Genomic DNA, 16,369 nt, shown 5'->3' with positions numbered 1-16,369 from the left:
AAAAAACAAAATAAACCACCACACTGGACAAGAACAATTATCGGTCATAATCTTAATCAATCGATTGATTAAGAATTGGGTTGCGCGATGAATACCCCAACCATGACGACGAAAGGCGAACAGGCCAAAAGCCAGCTTATCGCCGCTGCGCTGGCGCAGTTTGGCGAATACGGCCTCCATGCCACCACGCGCGACATTGCCGCCCAGGCCGGACAAAATATCGCCGCCATCACTTACTATTTTGGCTCCAAAGAGGATTTATACCTCGCCTGCGCCCAGTGGATAGCCGATTTCATCGGCGCCCAGTTTCGCCCTCATGCCGAGGAAGCGGAACGACTGTTCGCCCAGCCGCAGCCCGATCGCGCCGCAATGCGTGAGCTGATCCTGCGCGCCTGCAAAAATATGATCATGCTGTTAACCCAGGACGACACGGTCAACCTGAGCAAATTTATTTCGCGCGAGCAGCTCTCCCCGACGGCGGCTTATCAACGGGTACACGATCAGGTTCTCAACCCCCTTCACACGCATCTGACGCGCCTGATTGCGGGGTATACCGGCCGCGATCCGGGAGATACGCAAACCATTCTCCACACGCACGCGCTGCTGGGCGAAGTGCTGGCCTTCCGCCTGGGAAAAGAAACCATTTTGCTGCGTACCGGCTGGTCAACGTTTGATGAAGAGAAAACAGAACAGATTTACCAGACGATCACCTGTCATATCGATCTCATTCTGCAAGGCTTAACGCAAAGGAGTCAGGAGCAATGAAAAAACCTGTCGTTATCGCACTGGCTGTCGCGGCGCTGGCCGCCGTGCTTGCCGGAGGTACATGGTGGTATCAGAGTCGGCAGGATAACGGGCTGACGCTCTACGGCAATGTGGATATTCGCACCGTCAATATGAGTTTTCGCGTCGGAGGCCGGCTGGCTTCGCTGGCCGTTGACGAAGGCGACGCCATTACGTCCGGGCAGGTATTGGGCGTGCTGGATAAAGTCCCGTACGAGAACGCGTTGATGCAGGCTAAAGCAGGCGTCTCCGTCGCCCAGGCGCAGTATGATCTGATGCTCGCGGGGTATCGCGATGAAGAGATAGCCCAGGCCGCTGCCGCCGTAAAACAGGCGCAGGCCGCATTTGATTATGCGCAGAACTTTTATCAGCGCCAGCAGGGATTGTGGAAAAGCCGCACGATCTCCGCCAACGACCTGGAAAACGCCCGATCGTCCCGCGATCAGGCGCAGGCGCAGCTGAAATCCGCACAGGACAAATTGAGCCAGTACCGTACCGGTAACCGCCAGCAGGATATCGCCCAGGCAAAAGCCAGCCTCGAACAGGCGCAGGCGCAGCTGGCGCAATCAGAACTCGATTTACAGGATACAACGCTGATCGCCCCCTCTGACGGTACGCTGTTAACCCGCGCGGTAGAGCCCGGCAGTATGCTCAACGCAGGCAGCACCGTGCTGACGCTGTCGCTGACTCGTCCGGTATGGGTTCGCGCCTACGTGGATGAACGCAACCTCAGCCAGGCGCAGCCCGGCCGCGAAATTTTACTCTACACCGATGGCCGCCCTGACAAGCCTTACCACGGCAAAATCGGCTTCGTATCGCCGACCGCTGAATTCACCCCGAAAACCGTTGAAACGCCGGATCTGCGCACAGACCTGGTCTATCGACTGCGCATTGTGGTGACTGACGCGGACGATGCGCTGCGCCAGGGAATGCCGGTGACGCTGACGTTCAGCGACGAGGCACGGCATGAATGACGCCGTCATTACGTTAAACGGCCTGGTGAAGCGCTTCGCCGGAATGGAAAAACCGGCGGTCGCCCCGCTCGACTGTACGATCCACGCCGGTTATGTCACGGGTCTGGTCGGGCCGGATGGCGCAGGCAAAACCACGTTGATGCGGATGCTGGCAGGGCTGCTCAAGCCCGATAGCGGCAGCGCGTCGGTGATCGGGTTCGATCCGATCAAAAACGACAGTGAATTGCATGCAGTGCTCGGTTACATGCCGCAAAAATTTGGTCTGTATGAAGATCTGACCGTGATGGAGAATCTCAATCTCTATGCGGATTTACGCAGCGTAACGGGCGAAGAACGGCAAAAAACGTTTGCCCGTCTGCTGGAATTTACCGCCCTCGGCCCCTTCACCAAACGGCTGGCAGGCAAGCTCTCGGGCGGGATGAAACAAAAACTCGGGCTGGCCTGTACGCTGGTCGGCGAGCCGAAAGTGCTGCTGCTTGACGAACCGGGCGTCGGCGTTGACCCCATCTCCCGTCGCGAACTGTGGCAAATGGTGCATGAACTGGCGGGTGACGGCATGCTTATCCTGTGGAGTACGTCATACCTGGACGAAGCCGAACAATGTCGCGACGTGCTGCTGATGAACGAAGGAGAGTTGCTGTATCAGGGCGAACCGACTAAGCTAACGCAGACCATGGCAGGACGCAGTTTCTTAATGAGCAGCCCGCAGGAGAATAACCGCAAGCTCCTGCAACGCGCGTTGAAACTGCCGCAGGTCAGCGACGGTATGATTCAGGGGAAATCGGTACGGCTGATCCTGAAAAAAGAGGCTACCGCAGAGGATATCCGCCGGGCCGAAGGGATGCCGGAGATAACGATTAACGACACCACGCCGCGCTTTGAAGATGCTTTTATCGACCTGCTTGGCGGCGCGGGTACGTCGGAGTCTCCGCTCGGCGCGATCCTGCATACCGTTGACGGCACGCCGGGTGAGACGGTCATTGAGGCCAAAGAACTGACCAAAAAATTCGGCGACTTCGCCGCCACCGACCACGTTAACTTCGCCGTTGAGCGCGGAGAAATCTTCGGTCTGCTCGGCCCCAACGGCGCGGGGAAATCCACCACGTTCAAGATGATGTGCGGTTTGCTGGTGCCAACTTCCGGCAAAGCGCTGGTGCTGGATATGGATTTGAAAGTCAGCTCCGGCAAGGCGCGCCAGCATTTAGGGTATATGGCGCAAAAATTTTCCCTGTACGGCAACCTGACGGTAGAGCAAAACCTGCGTTTTTTTTCCGGGGTTTATGGCCTGCGAGGCCGGGCGCAAAACGAAAAAATCACCCGCATGAGCGAAGCCTTCGGCCTGAAAAGCATCGCCTCTCATGCGACGGATGCGCTGCCGCTCGGTTTTAAACAGCGTCTGGCGCTGGCCTGTTCGCTGATGCATGAGCCCGACATTCTGTTTCTCGACGAACCCACCTCCGGCGTCGATCCCCTCACCCGCCGTGAGTTCTGGCTGCACATCAACAGCATGGTAGAAAAAGGGGTCACGGTGATGGTCACCACCCACTTTATGGACGAAGCGGAATACTGCGACCGTATCGGGCTGGTTTATCGCGGCAAGCTGATCGCCAGCGGGACGCCGGACGATCTGAAAGCGCAGGCGGCAGACGACGACACGCCGGACCCGACGATGGAGCAGGCCTTTATCACGCTCATTCACGACTGGGATAAGGAGCATGCTCATGAGTAACGCCCTGCTCTCCTGGCGGCGCGTACGCGCGCTGTGCGTGAAAGAGACGCGTCAGATTATCCGCGATCCCAGTAGCTGGCTGATCGCCGTGGTGATCCCGCTGCTGTTGCTGTTTATTTTTGGCTACGGGATTAACCTTGACTCCAGCAAGCTGCGGGTCGGCATTCTGCTCGAACAACAGAGCGAGGAGGCGCTGGATTTCACCCACGCCATGACCGGTTCGCCGTATATCGACGCCACCATCAGCGATAGCCGCCATGAGCTTATTGAGAAAATGCAGGCCGGGCGCATTCGCGGGCTGGTGGTGATCCCGGTCGATTTTGCGCAAAAAATGGCGCGAGAGAATGACACCGCGCCGATACAGGTTATCACCGACGGCAGCGAACCGAACACCGCCAACTTCGTGCAGGGTTACGTGGAGGGGGTCTGGCAGATCTGGCAAATGCAGCGAGCTGAAGATCGTGGGGAGGAATTTGAACCGCTGATCGACGTGCAGACCCGCTACTGGTTTAACCCGGCGGCCATCAGCCAGCACTTTATCATTCCCGGCGCGGTCACCATTATCATGACGGTGATTGGCGCCATTCTCACTTCGCTGGTGGTTGCGCGCGAGTGGGAACGCGGAACGATGGAGGCCCTGCTCTCGACCGAGGTGACGCGCGCAGAGTTGTTGCTGTGCAAACTGATCCCCTACTACTTCCTCGGTATGCTGGCGATGCTGCTGTGTATGCTGGTGTCGGTGTTTATTCTTGGCGTGCCCTGGCGCGGCTCGCTGGTGATTCTGTTTCTTATCACCAGCCTGTTTCTGCTCAGTACGCTGGGAATGGGACTGCTGATTTCCACCATTACCCGTAACCAGTTTAACGCCGCGCAGGTCGCGCTGAACGCCGCTTTTTTACCGTCGATTATGCTGTCAGGCTTTATTTTCCAGATAGACAGTATGCCTGCCGTCATCCGCGCGGTGACTTACATTATTCCGGCGCGCTATTTCGTCAGCACCCTGCAAAGCCTGTTTCTGGCGGGGAACATCCCCATTGTGTTGATCGTTAATACGTTATTTTTAATCGCTTCGGCAGCCATGTTTATCGGCCTGACGTGGATGAAGACCAAACGCCGGTTGGATTAAGTTTTCTGCCTGATGGCGCTTCGCTTATCAGGCCTACGACCACATATTTTGTAGGCCGGATAAGGCGCCGCCGTCATCCGGCATGGCATGCATAAGGGAGAGAAACATGTTTCATCGCCTGTGGACATTAATCCGCAAAGAGCTGCAATCGCTGTTACGCGAGCCGCAGACCCGCGCGATCCTGATCTTACCGGTGCTGATCCAGGTGCTGCTGTTTCCCTTTGCCGCCACGCTGGAAGTGACCAATGCCACCATTGCCATTTATAACGAAGATAATGGCAAACATGCCGTCGAGCTGACGCAACGGTTCGCGCGCGCCAAAGCGTTTACCCATATCCTGCTGCTAAAAAGCCCGCAGGAAATCCAGCCGACGATCGACACGCAAAAAGCGCTGCTGCTGGTGCGCTTTCCGGCCGATTTTTCCCGTCACCTGGATAACCTCCAGCCCGCGCCGCTACAGCTCATTCTTGATGGCCGTAACTCCAACAGCGCGCAAATCTCCGCCAATTATCTCCAGCAGATCGTCAAGGATTATCAGCAGGAGCTGATAGAGGGCAAACCCAAGCCCAACAACAGTGAGCTGGTGGTACGCAACTGGTACAACCCGAATCTGGACTATAAGTGGTTTGTGGTGCCGTCCCTGATCGCCATGATCACCACAATAGGCGTCATGATCGTCACCTCGCTTTCCGTTGCCCGCGAGCGTGAACAGGGTACGCTGGATCAACTGCTGGTTTCCCCTCTCACCACCTGGCAAATTTTCATCGGTAAAGCGGTGCCCGCGCTGATTGTCGCCACTTTTCAGGCCACGATCGTACTGGCTATTGGCATCTGGGCGTACCACATCCCCTTTGCCGGTTCGCTGGCGCTGTTCTACTTCACAATGGTGATTTACGGGCTGTCGCTGGTTGGATTTGGCTTGTTAATCTCGTCACTCTGCTCCACCCAACAGCAGGCTTTCATCGGCGTATTCGTCTTTATGATGCCTGCTATCCTGCTATCGGGATATGTTTCTCCGGTCGAGAACATGCCGGTATGGCTACAAAATCTGACGTGGATAAACCCTATCCGCCATTTTACGGACATCACCAAGCAGATTTATTTGAAAGATGCGAGTCTGAAGATCGTCTGGGGGAGTTTGTGGCCGCTACTGGTGATCACGGCCACAACGGGGTCAGCGGCGTATGCGATGTTTAGACGCAAAGTGATGTAGCTTTTTCTCCTTCGCCAGCAGCGAAACCACAGCAGGCCCGGCAAGGATCGCCAGCCCAGCCAGCGCCAACAGCAGGTTGTTGTGCAGTACGCGGGACAGCAGCCACAGGGCAATCATCGCGGCGCCGAAATACCAGGTGGTCGTCAGCTCTTCCAGCACATCCGCAACGTCGCGCCAGCGCTGTTCGTGGTGGCGTTGTAACGCCAGCATCAGCAGCACCGTCACGCCATAAAGCACGCATAATCCCAGGCCGACACGGACTAAAGCGCCGCTCATCCAGCCCATTACCAGCAGCGCCACTACCAGTAAATGCAACATTATCTGCCAGCAACTAAGACCCGTTGCGACACGAACACGTTGTTGCCACCTCATGGCTTTTTCTCCTGAAGGATTTTTATCTAATTATTCAGAGTACCGAACTTTACGGAAAATTCCGTAAGACCGCATCTTTTTGTGACGACGACTACACTATTTCAATCAGGATAGTGACGCGGACAGGAAGAAAATGATCCAACAAACGCGAAATTTTTCATTCAAAGTGCTCACAATTAACACGCATAAGGGTTTTACCGCCTTTAATAAGCGCTTTATTCTGCCGGAGCTGCGCGACGCCGTCAGAACCGTCAGCGCGGATATTGTCTGCCTCCAGGAAGTGATGGGCGCGCATGAAGTTCATCCGCTGCACGTCGAGAACTGGCCTGATACCACCCATTACGAATTTCTTGCCGACACCATGTGGAGCGATTTCGCCTATGGTCGTAATGCCGTCTACCCGGAAGGGCATCACGGCAACGCGGTACTGTCGCGCTATCCGATTGAACACTATGAAAATCGCGATGTCTCCGTCGGCGGCAGTGAAAAACGCGGCGTGCTGTATTGCCGTATTGTTCCGCCGATGCTGGCTCAGCCAATTCATGTGATGTGCGTGCATCTCGGCTTACGGGAAGGCCACCGCCAGGCGCAGTTGGATATGCTGGTTGAATGGGTTAACGCCCTTCCCGAATCCGAACCCGTGGTGGTCGCCGGGGATTTCAACGACTGGCGGCAGAAAGCCAACTATCCGTTAAAAGCGTCTGCGGGGCTGGAGGAGATCTTCACCCGCGCGCATGGCCGCCCGGCGCGCACCTTTCCGGTCAGGCTGCCGATACTGCGACTCGATCGTATATACGTCAAGAATGCCAATGCCAGCTCTCCTGCGGCGTTGCCGTTGCGTAACTGGCGACATTTATCTGACCATGCCCCTCTTAGCGCGGAGATACATCTATGAAATGCGGATGGCGTGAAGGCAATCAGATTCAGCTACTGGAAAACGGCGACCAGTTCTATCCCGCCGTGTTTGACGCCATCGCGCAGGCACAGCAGAGGATCATCCTGGAAACCTTCATCTGGTTTGAAGATGACGTAGGTAAGCAGCTACACGCGGCGCTGCTTAAAGCGGCCAGACGCGGCGTAAAAGCGGAAGTGCTGTTAGACGGCTACGGCTCACCCGACCTCAGCGAGGCGTTTGTCGGGGAGCTGACCGCAGCGGGGGTAATCTTCCGCTATTACGATCCGCGTCCTCCCCTGTTCGGCATGCGCACCAACCTCTTTCGCCGTATGCACCGTAAAATCGTGGTTATTGACGATCGGGTCGCGTTTGTCGGCGGGCTGAATTACTCCGCAGAACATATGTCCGATTACGGCCCGGAAGCCAAACAGGATTACGCCGTTCGCGTCGAAGGGCCGGTCGTGGAGGATATTTTGCAGTTTGAGCTGGAAAACTTGCCGGGGCAAAGCGCCGCACGCCGCTGGTGGCGACGCCATCATCGCGCCGAAGAAAACCGGAAACCCGGCGAAGCGCAGGTGCTGTTTATCTGGCGCGATAATGATGAACATCACAACGATATTGAACGTCACTATCTGAAGATGCTTACGCAGGCGAAACGTGAAGTGATTATCGCCAATGCCTATTTCTTTCCCGGCTATCGCCTGCTGCATGCCATGCGCAAAGCCGCCCGACGCGGCGTGCGGGTAAAACTGGTGATCCAGGGGGAACCCGATATGCCCATCGTCAAAGTCGGCGCGCGTCTGCTGTACAACTATCTGGTGAAAGGCGGCGTCCATGTCTATGAATATCGCCGTCGCCCGCTGCACGGCAAAGTGGCGTTGATGGACGATCACTGGGCGACCGTCGGCTCCAGCAACCTCGATCCGCTCAGTCTGTCGCTTAACCTTGAAGCAAACGTCATTATTCATGACCGCACGTTTAACCAGACGCTGCGCGACAACCTGAACGCCATTATCGCCAATGATTGCAAGCAGGTGGACGAGTCTATGCTGCCGAAGCGCACCTGGTGGAATCTGAGCAAAAGCGTGCTGGCGTTCCACTTCCTGCGCCACTTCCCGGCGCTGGTCGGTTGGCTGCCGGCGCACACGCCGCATCTGGCGCAGGTTGAACCGCCCGCCCAACCGACGATGGAAACGCAGGATCGGGTCGAAGCGGAAAACACGGGGGTGAAGCCCTGATGTCAACATCACACCCGCGATGGCGGCTGGCGAAAAAGATCCTCACCTGGCTGTTTTTTATCGCGGTGATTGTCCTGCTGGTCATTTATGCCGGAAAGGTCAACTGGGAAGATGTCTGGACGGTGATCCGGGATTACAACCGGATTGCGCTGTTGAGCGCGGTTGGGCTGGTGATTGTCAGCTACCTTCTTTACGGTTGCTACGATCTGCTGGGACGTTTTTACTGCGGCCACAAGCTGGCGAAGCGGCAGGTCATGCTGGTGTCGTTTATCTGTTACGCCTTCAATCTGACGTTAAGCACCTGGGTCGGCGGAATCGGTATGCGCTACCGTCTGTACTCCCGCCTCGGCTTACCGGGGAGCACCATCACGCGTATTTTTTCGCTGAGCATTACCACCAACTGGCTGGGCTATATTCTGCTGGGCGGAATTATTTTTACCTTCGGCGTCGTGCAACTCCCGGCCCACTGGTATATCGATGAAAATACGCTGCGCATTCTCGGTATTGTGTTGTTGCTGGTGATTGCCGTCTACCTGTGGTTTTGCGCCTTTGCGAAACGGCGTCATATCACGATTAAAGGCCAAAAGCTGATGCTTCCGTCATGGAAATTCGCCCTCGCGCAGATGGGGATTTCCAGCGCTAACTGGATGGTGATGGGCGCCATTATCTGGCTGCTGATGGGGCAAGACGTTAATTATTTCTTTGTACTTGGCGTGCTGCTGGTGAGCAGTATTGCCGGAGTGATCGTGCATATCCCGGCCGGGATCGGCGTTCTGGAGGCTGTGTTTATGGCGCTGCTGGCGGGTGAGCATACGTCGCAAGGCACCATTATCGCCGCCCTGCTCGCATGGCGTGTGCTCTATTATTTTATTCCGCTATTGCTGGCGTTGATTTGCTATCTGCTGCTGGAAAGTCGGGCAAAGAAGCTGCGGGCGAAAAACGAGAAAGCCTTAGCGAAGTGACGGGTTATTTGCTGCTTATCAGGTGTATTACCGGCCTAACCTGTAGGCCGGATACAGCGTTCACGCCAATTAACGGCGATTACCGAAAATACGCAGCAGCATCAGGAACAGGTTGATGAAGTCCAGATACAGCGTTAACGCGCCGAGAATCGAGTATTTCCGCAGCGTCGAGCTGTCACGAACATCAATCTGCTCGCCAATGTTTTTCAGCTTCTGCGTGTCATAGGCGGTCAGGCCGACAAAGACAACCACCCCGATATAGGTCACCGCCCACATCAACGCTTCGCTTTTGAGCCAGAAGTTGACCAACGATGCCAGAATGATACCGATCAGCGCCATAAACAGCATGCTGCCCCAGCCGCTGAGATCGCGTTTCGTGGTGTAGCCATACAGGCTCATCACGCCAAACATCCCGCCGGTCACGACAAACGTGCTGGCGATAGACGAATAGGTATAAACGATAAAAATGCTCGACAGCGTCAGGCCCGTCAGTGCCGAATAGAGCATAAACAGCGTGGTCGCCATCCCGGCGCTAAGTTTTTGCACCATTGCCGACAGCGCAATAACCAGCGCAAGCTGGGCGATAATCAAGCCAAAGAAGGTGATTTTGCTGGAAAAGACAAACATCATCACCGCAGGCGTATTCGCCGCATACCAGGCGATAAATGCGGTCAGCAGCAGCCCAACCGTCATCCAGCCATATACCTGCGCCATATACGTTTGCAGGCCGGAACGGGTCTGTACGATAGAATCGGATCGTGGGAATCGGTCCATGATGATCTCCTGATTAAAAGTGATACCCCTGAATAAGGGTATCACATTCTGCTACCAGCGTTTTGCCGCCTGCCGATCGCTATCGCGCGCTTCCACCCAGCGCTCGCCTTCCGGCGTCGCTTCACGCTTCCAGAACGGCGCGCGGGTTTTCAGATAATCCATAATGAATTGCCCGGCCTCGAACGCGCTGCTGCGGTGCGCGCTGGTTACGCCGACAAAGACAATCTCATCGCCCGGCCACAGTTCACCAATGCGATGGATCACCGTCACGCGCCCCAGCGGCCAGCGCGAACGCGCCTCGTCCACGATATCCGCCAGCGCTTTTTCCGTCATCCCCGGGTAATGTTCCAGCGTCAGCGCTTTAACGCTGTCGCCCAGATTATGATTGCGGACTTTACCGGTAAAGGTCACGACTGCGCCATCTTCATCACGCTCCGCCAGCCAGGGGTACTCCTCCCCGACGCTGAACGGCGCATGGCCAACGATCACTCGCGTTTCAGCCATCTCAGCCTCCTGTCACCGGTGGGAAAAAGGCCACTTCATCACCCGCCGCCAGCGGATGTTCAAAACTGACCAGCGTCTGATTGACGGCGGTCAGCAGCTTGCCGTCTTCCAGCGCCAGCGCCCAGCGATCGCTTTGCGCCGCCAGATGCTGACGCAGCGCTTCTACGGTTGGGAAATCGGCGGCGACCTCTAACGCATCCGTTCCCACCAGTTCACGCACCTGAGCGAAAAACAGAACCTTAATCATGCGCATCCACCTTAAAATCGCCAGACTTACCGCCGCTTTTCGCCAGCAAGCGCACCGGGCCAATCACCATATCTTTTTGCACCGCTTTGCACATGTCGTAGATCGTCAATGCCGCCACGGAAGCGGCAGTCAGCGCTTCCATCTCCACGCCGGTTTTCCCCGTCAGGCGACACAGCGATTCAATGCGTACCCGGTTGTGTTCGGGTTCCGCCTGCAATTGCACTTCGACCTTACTCAACAACAGCGGATGGCACAGCGGGATCAGCTCCCAGGTACGTTTAGCCGCCTGAATACCGGCGATACGCGCGGTCGCGAAAACATCGCCCTTATGGTGGCTACCGTCGATAATCATCGCCAGCGTTTCACTGCGCATCGTCACAAACGCTTCGGCGCGCGCCTCACGTACGGTTTCCGCTTTGGCGGAGACGTCCACCATGTGCGCTTCGCCAGCGGCATTAATATGGGTCAGTTGCGACATACTTATTTCTTCAAATGTGGGTGGAAGTTACACGGGCGTGTGCGAGCATCAAGCTGCGGCGCGATGATGTTGTCCCAGGCGGTGCGGCACGCTTTTGTGGAGCCCGGCATCGCAAAAATCAGCGTCTTGTTGGCAACGCCGGCCACCGCGCGAGATTGCAGGGTCGATGTGCCAATCTCTTCAAACGACAACATGCGGAACACTTCGCCAAACCCTTCGACTTCGCGATCAAAGAGCGGCAGTAACGCTTCCGGCGCCTGATCGCCATCGGTCAGCCCGGTGCCGCCGGTGATGAGCACCACCTGAACGTCATCGCTGGCGATCCACGCGGAAACCTGCGCGCGAATGGCGTAGCGGTTCTCTTTAACGATGGCTTTGTCCACGACCTGATGCCCCGCTTCCAGCGCGGCGTCGCGCAGAAAATGACCGGAAGTGTCGTCTTCTTCGCCGCGACGACTGGAAACCGTAAGAATAGCAATGCGGGTAGGGATAAACTCAGCGCTTACCTGACTCATAAAAACTCCTTTTCCGTTAAGGCGTTAACCGCCTATGTACGATAGATTTTGCGTAATACCGGTATTGTTCTGGTGCAGGAAGTGGGTCTGCTTTTTCTCCAGCAGCGCGGCTGAAATGCGTTCTTCCAGCGCATGTTGCTGTGCATCGTCTTCCAGCAGGTCGCGCAGGCTTACGCCGCCTTCGCCAAACAGGCAAAGATGGAGTTTACCGACCGAGGAAACGCGCAGACGGTTGCAGGTGGCGCAGAAATCTTTTTCATACGGCATGATGAGACCGATTTCACCGGCATAGTCAGGATGACAAAAAACCTGCGCCGGGCCGTCGCTGCGCTGGCGCAGCTGATGAATCCAACCGCGACGCAGCAGTTCATCACGCAGCACCTGTCCAGAAATATGGTGTTTACGAAAGAGTTCGCTCCCCTCTCCCGTCTCCATCAGTTCAATGAAGCGCAGTTGAATGGGGCGTGCCTGAATCCAGGCGAGAAAGGTGTCCAGTTGATGATGGTTCACATCGCGCATCAACACGGTGTTCACTTTGACCTTTGCGAAACCGGCGTCAAACGCGGCGTCAATGCCCGCCATCACCTGCTGGAATTTATCCTGCCCGGTAATGGCGTGAAACTGACGGGCGTCGAGGCTATCGACGCTGACGTTGATTCCCGTCAGACCCGCGTCGCGCCAGTTCGCCGCATCACGCGCCAGACGATACCCATTAGTGGTCACCGCAATCTGGCGAATCGCGTCGTTTTCACGCACGGCGGCAATGATGTCGGTAAAGTCGCGACGCAGCGACGGTTCACCGCCGGTAAGGCGCACTTTTTCGGTGCCCAGACTGGCAAACGCGCGCGTCACACGGCGAATTTCATCGACGGTCAGAAAGCCGTTATTGGTGACACCGCCAGGCTTGTAGCCATCCGGCAGGCAGTATGTGCAACGAAAGTTACACACATCAGTAATCGACAGACGTAAGTAATAAAACTTACGTGCGAAAGCATCGGTAAGTTGTGAGGCCATGTACACCTTTCCAAATACGGGAGGCGGAGTCATTTCTTCCTGCGCCCTGGTGGCAAACTCTTTCGAGGCTTGTCACGGCCAAAACACCATATCAATTTGACACAGGCGTAGAGGCTAGAGTGTCTTTTTAAGCATCGCTTAAAAAGGTGGTTATGCCGATACTAGCGTGTAAATAGCATTTTTGCCATTCCCACTTTACGCTATATAATCATGTATATAGCGTCATGATCGTGCTATTTCGCTACAGAATAAGCAAAAATCACACTTTTGCATTGATATACATCAGTTAGCCATCAGGCTAACCCTATCCGAAAGAGGTAGAGGGGATGGATTTATTTTCCATCGTTGTTCGTTGGCTAATTGCTGAAAAGGCGCTATTTGCGCTACTGTAGCGCAGTACCTCTGATATTAGGAATTTGTATGCGCAATCGTACGCTGGCAGACCTGGATCGTGTTGTCGCTCTCGGCGGAGGGCATGGATTAGGACGCGTTCTCTCTTCACTTTCTTCATTAGGCTCACGCCTGACCGGTATTGTCACCACTACCGATAACGGGGGTTCCACAGGCCGTATTCGCCGCTCTGAAGGGGGCATCGCCTGGGGCGATATGCGCAACTGTCTGAACCAGTTAATTACCGAACCCAGCGTCGCGTCGGCGATGTTTGAGTACCGTTTTGGCGGTAATGGTGAACTTTCCGGCCATAACCTCGGAAATCTGATGTTAAAGGCGCTGGATCACCTGAGCGTGCGGCCTCTCGAAGCGATAAATTTAATTCGCAATTTGTTGAAGGTGGATGCGCATTTAATCCCTATGTCGGAGCTGCCGGTAGACCTGATGGCCATCGACGATCAGGGGCATGAAGTATACGGCGAGGTGAATATCGATCAACTGGCGACGCCGCCGCAGGAGCTGATGCTGTCACCGAAAGTCCCCACCACCCGGGAAGCGGTGCAGGCCATTAGCGAAGCCGATTTGATTCTGATTGGCCCCGGAAGTTTCTACACCAGTTTGATGCCGATTCTGCTGCTTGATGAGCTGGCGCAGGCGCTGCGCCGTACTCCGGCGCCGATGGTCTATATCGGTAATCTGGGACGCGAATTGAGTCTGCCCGCCGCCAGCTTAACGCTTGTCGACAAACTGGCGATTATGGAGCAATACGTCGGGAAACAGGTTATCGACGCCATTGTGGTTGGCCCGAAAGTGGATGCCTCGGCGGTGACGGGCCGGATTGTGATTCAGGAAGTGCTGGAAGCCAGCGATATTCCGTATCGCCATGACCGACAGCTGCTGCATAACGCGCTGGAGAAAGCGATACAGGCGTTGGGGTAAACGTTCAGATTTGCCCGGTGGCGCTTCGCTTACCGGGCCTACACACAACAGGCGGCACAACCGTAGGCCGGATAAGACGCTTTGCGTCGCCATCCGCCATCGTCAGGACGCCGCGATAAACAGCTCACGTAGCTGATGCAACTGGTCGCGGATCTCTGCGGCTTCTTCAAACTCCAGGTTTTGCGCATGCTGCATCATCTGACCTTCCAGCTCATGAATTTTCTGCTGCAACGCTTTCGGCGTCATATCCATCTCAACCACACCCGATTTCGCCGCTGCGCGGGACTTCCCTTTGCCCTTCGCTTTAGTTTTCGCGATGTTCTGACCCAGCGCCAGAATATCGACCACTTTCTTATTCAGCCCCTGCGGAACGATACCGTGTTCTTCGTTGTATAACTGCTGTTTCTCGCGACGACGTTCGGTTTCGCCTATCGCTTTCGCCATCGACGGGGTGATCTTATCGCCATAGAGGATCGCCTTCCCGTTGACGTTACGCGCCGCACGGCCGATGGTCTGAATCAGCGAACGCTCTGAGCGCAGGAACCCTTCTTTGTCTGCGTCCAGAATCGCCACCAGCGAGACCTCAGGCATGTCCAGCCCTTCTCGCAACAGGTTGATCCCCACCAGCACGTCAAACTCGCCCAGACGCAAATCACGAATGATTTCCATACGCTCAACGGTATCGATGTCCGAGTGCAGGTAACGTACGCGCTCGCCGTGTTCTTCGAGATATTCGGTAAGATCTTCCGCCATTCGCTTGGTCAGCGTCGTCACCAGCACACGTTCGTTAATCGCCGCCCGCAGGCGGATCTCAGAGAGCAGATCATCAACCTGCGTCGCCACCGGCCGAACTTCAATGATCGGGTCCAGCAGCCCGGTAGGACGCACCACCTGATCCACCACCTCGCCGCCGGATTTCTCCAGCTCATAGTTGCCCGGCGTGGCGGAAACGTAGATGGTTTGCGGGGCCAGCGCTTCAAACTCTTCAAATTTTAGCGGACGGTTATCCAGCGCTGACGGCAGACGGAAACCGTACTCCACCAGCGTCTCTTTGCGCGCCCTGTCCCCACGAAACATCCCGCCGATTTGCGGAATCGTGACGTGAGATTCATCCACGACTAACAGGCCATCGGCTGGCAGATAATCAAACAGCGTCGGCGGCGGCTCGCCAGGCCCGCGCCCGGAAAGGTAGCGGGAGTAGTTTTCAATCCCCGAGCAATATCCCAGCTCGTTCATCATTTCCAGATCGAACTGCGTACGCTGGGTTAAGCGCTGTTCTTCCAGCAGCTTATTGTTTTCCAGCATGATCCTGCGTCTGTCCACCAGTTCGTCTTTGATCTCCTCCATCGCCTGTACGATGCGCTCGCGCGGCGTAACGTAGTGCGTTTTCGGGTAGATGGTGTAGCGCTGGATAGTCGATTCAACCTGCCCGGTCAGCGGGTCAAACAGCGACAGACGTTCAACCTCTTCGTCAAACAACTCAACCCGCAGCGCAATATCGTCAGACTCCGCCGGGAAGATGTCGATGACCTCGCCGCGTACGCGGAAAGTGCCGCGCTGGAAGGCCTGATCGTTGCGGGTATATTGCAACTCCGCCAGACGGCGCAGGATAGCGCGCTGATCGATAATCATCCCCACCGTCAGGTGCAGCATCATCTTCAGGTATAAATCGGGATCGCCCAGACCGTAGATAGCGGAAACCGAAGCCACGACCACAACGTCCCGCCGCTCAAGCAGCGCCTTGGTCGCCGACAGTCGCATCTGTTCTATGTGTTCGTTCACCGACGCATCTTTTTCGATAAAGGTGTCGGAGCTGGGCACATACGCCTCTGGCTGATAGTAGTCATAGTAAGAGACGAAATATTCCACCGCGTTGTCAGGGAAGAACTCTTTCATTTCGCCGTATAACTGGGCCGCCAGCGTTTTATTGGGCGCAAGCACCATCGTCGGGCGCTGTAAATCGGCAATCACATTGGCGATGGTGAACGTTTTCCCTGACCCCGTTACGCCCAACAGCGTCTGGTGCGCCAGACCATCTTCAAGACCTTCCTCCAGACGACGTATCGCCTCCGGCTGATCGCCTGAGGGTTTAAAAGCGGAATTCAGTTTGAACGGTTTACTCATGGGCAGCTACCTGAAGGAATGGGCGGGCAGGACACTAATTTTACCCGGAGCCGCTAATATTGCCAGCAAAATATACTGGATGAAAAAACAGT

At 55.8% G+C, this 16,369-nt stretch carries 17 protein-coding genes and 1 riboswitch; of the genes, 9 read left to right on the top strand and 8 right to left on the bottom strand.

Features of this window, described 5'->3' with window-relative positions; all coding sequences use genetic code 11:
• The first annotated feature begins 87 nt into the window (after positions 1 to 87).
• From cecR to OGV50_RS21580, 5 genes are all read left to right on the top strand, one after another.
• Positions 88 to 765, top strand: a complete 678-nt coding sequence (cecR, locus tag OGV50_RS21600) for a transcriptional regulator CecR (protein WP_071259642.1) — start codon at positions 88 to 90, stop codon at positions 763 to 765.
• On the top strand, positions 762 to 1,757 hold the full coding sequence (gene hlyD / locus OGV50_RS21595; protein WP_200092205.1) for a secretion protein HlyD: 996 nt from the start codon (positions 762 to 764) through the stop codon (positions 1,755 to 1,757). The genes cecR and hlyD overlap by 4 nt, the downstream gene beginning before the upstream one ends.
• Positions 1,750 to 3,486 carry an ATP-binding cassette domain-containing protein gene (locus tag OGV50_RS21590; protein WP_112002203.1) on the top strand — a complete coding sequence of 579 codons (1,737 nt, stop codon included), beginning with the start codon at positions 1,750 to 1,752 and terminating at the stop codon, positions 3,484 to 3,486. Before hlyD ends, OGV50_RS21590 begins: the two co-directional genes overlap by 8 nt.
• Complete coding sequence (locus OGV50_RS21585; RefSeq protein WP_012133183.1) at positions 3,479 to 4,612, top strand: ABC transporter permease; 1,134 nt, start codon at positions 3,479 to 3,481, stop codon at positions 4,610 to 4,612. Before OGV50_RS21590 ends, OGV50_RS21585 begins: the two co-directional genes overlap by 8 nt.
• Positions 4,613 to 4,718: 106 nt before the next feature.
• Positions 4,719 to 5,825, top strand: a complete 1,107-nt coding sequence (locus OGV50_RS21580; RefSeq protein ID WP_112002202.1) for an ABC transporter permease — start codon at positions 4,719 to 4,721, stop codon at positions 5,823 to 5,825.
• Here the strand turns inward: OGV50_RS21580 and OGV50_RS21575 are convergent.
• The gene (locus OGV50_RS21575; protein ID WP_024130510.1) at positions 5,787 to 6,197 is read right to left on the bottom strand and encodes a YbhQ family protein; all 411 of its coding nucleotides are present in this window, start codon (positions 6,195 to 6,197) and stop codon (positions 5,787 to 5,789) included. The two genes, OGV50_RS21580 and OGV50_RS21575, sit on opposite strands and share 39 nt — an antisense overlap.
• 133 nt (positions 6,198 to 6,330) lie before the next feature.
• Between OGV50_RS21575 and OGV50_RS21570 the strand changes: the two genes are divergently transcribed.
• Genes OGV50_RS21570 through OGV50_RS21560 form a run of 3 tightly spaced genes read left to right on the top strand, consistent with a single transcriptional unit; the run spans position 6,331 to position 9,292 of the window.
• Complete coding sequence (locus OGV50_RS21570; RefSeq protein ID WP_012133186.1) at positions 6,331 to 7,092, top strand: endonuclease/exonuclease/phosphatase family protein; 762 nt, start codon at positions 6,331 to 6,333, stop codon at positions 7,090 to 7,092.
• Positions 7,089 to 8,330: a cardiolipin synthase ClsB gene (gene clsB / locus OGV50_RS21565; protein ID WP_286488757.1), complete on the top strand. Its 1,242-nt coding sequence runs from the start codon at positions 7,089 to 7,091 to the stop codon at positions 8,328 to 8,330. Before OGV50_RS21570 ends, clsB begins: the two co-directional genes overlap by 4 nt.
• Entirely contained in the window at positions 8,330 to 9,292 is a 963-nt protein-coding gene (locus OGV50_RS21560; RefSeq protein WP_047457979.1) for a lysylphosphatidylglycerol synthase domain-containing protein, read from the top strand. The genes clsB and OGV50_RS21560 overlap by 1 nt, the downstream gene beginning before the upstream one ends.
• Before the next feature lie 69 nt (positions 9,293 to 9,361).
• Here the strand turns inward: OGV50_RS21560 and OGV50_RS21555 are convergent, their stop codons facing one another.
• From OGV50_RS21555 to moaA, 6 genes are all read right to left on the bottom strand, one after another.
• The gene (locus tag OGV50_RS21555; RefSeq protein ID WP_024130511.1) at positions 9,362 to 10,066 is read right to left on the bottom strand and encodes a Bax inhibitor-1/YccA family protein; all 705 of its coding nucleotides are present in this window, start codon (positions 10,064 to 10,066) and stop codon (positions 9,362 to 9,364) included.
• A 51-nt stretch (positions 10,067 to 10,117) separates the two neighbouring features.
• Complete coding sequence (gene moaE / locus OGV50_RS21550) at positions 10,118 to 10,570, bottom strand: molybdopterin synthase catalytic subunit MoaE (protein WP_058668823.1); 453 nt, start codon at positions 10,568 to 10,570, stop codon at positions 10,118 to 10,120.
• A 1-nt stretch (position 10,571) separates the two neighbouring features.
• Positions 10,572 to 10,817, bottom strand: coding sequence for a molybdopterin synthase sulfur carrier subunit (moaD, locus tag OGV50_RS21545; protein WP_286488756.1), 246 nt, complete (start codon positions 10,815 to 10,817; stop codon positions 10,572 to 10,574).
• Positions 10,810 to 11,295 carry a cyclic pyranopterin monophosphate synthase MoaC gene (gene moaC / locus OGV50_RS21540; RefSeq protein WP_012133192.1) on the bottom strand — a complete coding sequence of 162 codons (486 nt, stop codon included), beginning with the start codon at positions 11,293 to 11,295 and terminating at the stop codon, positions 10,810 to 10,812. The genes moaD and moaC overlap by 8 nt, the downstream gene beginning before the upstream one ends.
• A gap of 2 nt (positions 11,296 to 11,297) precedes the next feature.
• Entirely contained in the window at positions 11,298 to 11,810 is a 513-nt protein-coding gene (gene moaB, locus OGV50_RS21535; protein ID WP_047457988.1) for a molybdenum cofactor biosynthesis protein B, read from the bottom strand.
• 24 nt (positions 11,811 to 11,834) lie between these two features.
• Complete coding sequence (gene moaA / locus OGV50_RS21530) at positions 11,835 to 12,824, bottom strand: GTP 3',8-cyclase MoaA (RefSeq protein WP_024130512.1); 990 nt, start codon at positions 12,822 to 12,824, stop codon at positions 11,835 to 11,837.
• Positions 12,812 to 12,958, bottom strand: a riboswitch (molybdenum cofactor riboswitch). Its footprint overlaps the gene before it by 13 nt.
• Positions 12,959 to 13,244: 286 nt before the next feature.
• On the opposite strand from moaA, the gene yvcK reads away from it, so the two are divergent.
• Positions 13,245 to 14,153 carry a uridine diphosphate-N-acetylglucosamine-binding protein YvcK gene (gene yvcK, locus OGV50_RS21525; protein ID WP_024130513.1) on the top strand — a complete coding sequence of 303 codons (909 nt, stop codon included), beginning with the start codon at positions 13,245 to 13,247 and terminating at the stop codon, positions 14,151 to 14,153.
• Between the two features lie 102 nt (positions 14,154 to 14,255).
• Here the strand turns inward: yvcK and uvrB are convergent, their stop codons facing one another.
• The gene (gene uvrB, locus OGV50_RS21520; RefSeq protein ID WP_047457991.1) at positions 14,256 to 16,277 is read right to left on the bottom strand and encodes an excinuclease ABC subunit UvrB; all 2,022 of its coding nucleotides are present in this window, start codon (positions 16,275 to 16,277) and stop codon (positions 14,256 to 14,258) included.
• Positions 16,278 to 16,369 lie beyond the last annotated feature (92 nt).

Origin of the sequence: Citrobacter sp. CK180 (assembly GCF_030333655.1) — a bacterium.
GTDB lineage: Bacteria > Pseudomonadota > Gammaproteobacteria > Enterobacterales > Enterobacteriaceae > Citrobacter_B > Citrobacter_B koseri.
Note: the sequence above shows the minus strand (reverse complement) of the source record. Positions and strands in the feature narration are given on the sequence as shown.